The sequence below is a fragment of the Streptomyces graminilatus genome (genome assembly GCF_001418565.1).
Classification (GTDB): Bacteria; Actinomycetota; Actinomycetes; order Streptomycetales; family Streptomycetaceae; genus Streptomyces; species Streptomyces graminilatus.
The window spans coordinates 1-1909 of record NZ_LIQQ01000295.1; the positions used below are offsets into that span (position 1 = coordinate 1).

Annotated in this window: 2 protein-coding genes; both read left to right on the top strand. The window is 73.5% G+C overall.

From position 1 onward, the window contains the following. Positions 1-469, top strand: a 469-nt coding sequence (locus tag AOK08_RS24370) for an alpha-glucosidase C-terminal domain-containing protein (protein WP_198539365.1), incomplete at its 5' end; no start/stop codon positions are given. A gap of 28 nt (positions 470-497) precedes the next feature. Next, complete coding sequence (locus tag AOK08_RS24375) at positions 498-1874, top strand: maltokinase N-terminal cap-like domain-containing protein (RefSeq protein ID WP_055529808.1); 1377 nt, start codon at positions 498-500, stop codon at positions 1872-1874. Positions 1875-1909: the final 35 nt, after the last annotated feature.

Here is a 1909-nt window from a genome sequence, read left to right on the forward strand (position 1 = left end):
GTGGACCCCCGACCGCAACGCCGGCTTCTCCTCCTGCGACCCCGGGCGACTGGTCCTGCCGACCATCATGGACCCCGTCTACGGCTACCAGGTCACCAACGTCGAGGCGTCGATGTCGTCGCCCTCGTCGCTGCTGCACTGGACCCGCCGGATGATCGAGATCCGCAAGCAGAACCCGGCATTCGGCCTCGGCTCCTACACCGAGCTCCCCTCCACCAACCCCGCCGTCATCGCCTTCCTCCGCGAACACAAGGACGACCTCGTCCTGTGCGTCCACAACTTCTCCCGCTTCGCCCAGCCCACCGAACTCGACCTCCGCGCCTACAACGGCACCCACCCGGTCGAGCTGATCGGCGGAGTCCGCTTCCCCGCCATCGGAGAACTCCCCTACCTCCTCACCCTCGCCGGCCACGGCTTCTACTGGTTCCGGCTGCCGCGAGCCGCCCCGCGCACTGCCCGCCGACCGTGAGTGTGTGCCCGCGAAAGGACGCGTCACCATGCCGAAGACCGCATCCCTTCGCCCGAGCGGGACGGGCCTCGCCGGGCCGCTGACCTCGCTCGGCGATCTGCTGCGCGAGTGGCTGCCCCAGCAGCGCTGGTTCGCGGGCAAGGACCGGCCCGTCACGGACCTCGGCCTGCTGTCGATGACCGAGCTGTTTCCGGGCTGTCTGCATCTGCTCGTCCGCACCGGCCACCCGGCCGTCCCCGCCCCCGGCGGCACTCCCCCGCCGGGCGACTGCTACCAACTGCTGCTCGGCGTACGGGAGCGCCCGTCGCCGCGCCTCGGCCGGGCCCTCATCGGCCGAGTGGCCGAGGGGCCCTTCGCCGGGCTGCTGGTCCACGACGCCCTTCAGGACCCTCGCGCGGCCGGGCTGCTGCTGGAGCGTCTGAGACACCCCGGAACGGCCGGCCCCCTCCGCTTCGAGGCCCACCCCGGCATCGGCGTGCCCGCCGGACTCGCCCCGCGCCTCCTCGACGTCGAGCAGTCCAACTCCTCGCTCGTGTACGGCGACGCGTTCATCCTGAAGGTGCTCAGACGCGTCCAGCCGGGTGTCCACCCGGACCTGGAGGTGCCCGCGGCCCTCGCCCGGCAGGGCTGCGCCCGGGTACCCGCCCCCGCCGCCTGGTTCCGGACCGATCTGCCACAGGACGCGACTCTCGGGGTCCTCCAGCCGTTCCTGCCGGACGCCTCCGACGGCTGGACGCTCGCCCTGCGCGCCCTCGCCGCCGGGCGCCCGTTCACCGACGAGGCCCACGAACTGGGCCGCGCCACCGCCGACGTACACCTGGCCCTCGCGACCGCCTTCCCCCGCGACACGCACGGCGTACGGCACAGCAGGCGTACGGCGGCGGCGATGACCGAGCGGCTCGACGCGGCCGTGACGTGCGTACCGGCGTTGCGGCCGTATGCCAGGCGGCTCCGGGCCGCCTTCGACGCCCTGGCCGGGTTCGACGCCGGTCCTGCCGCGCAGCGCGTCCACGGTGATCTGCACCTCGGACAGGTGCTGCGCGCGGGCGGTTCGGACGGGGAGTGGTTCGTGATCGACTTCGAGGGGGAGCCGTCCCGCCCGCTCGCCGAACGCCGCAGCGCCCAGTCGCCGGTACGGGACATAGCCGGCATGCTGCGCTCCTTCGACTACGCCGCCCGTACCCGCCTGCCGTGGCAGCCCGACTGGGCACTGCACTGCCGGGAGGCCTACTGCGCCGGGTACGCGGCCCGGGCGGGGTGGGATCCGCTCCGCGACCCCGGGCTGCTGCGCGCGTACGAGACCGACCGGGCCGTGTACGAGGTCGTCTACGAGGCCAGGCACCGCCCCGACTGGCTCCCCGTCCCCATGGCGGCGATCGAGCGACTCGCCGTCCGAGGAGGCTGACCGCTGTGGCCCTGCACGATCCCGCCCTCCCCGAC

Coding starts and splice junctions, on each gene's coding strand:
- AOK08_RS24375 (WP_055529808.1), top strand. CDS start 498: ATGCCGAAGACCGCATCCCTTCGCCCGAGCGGGACGGGCCTCGCCGGG.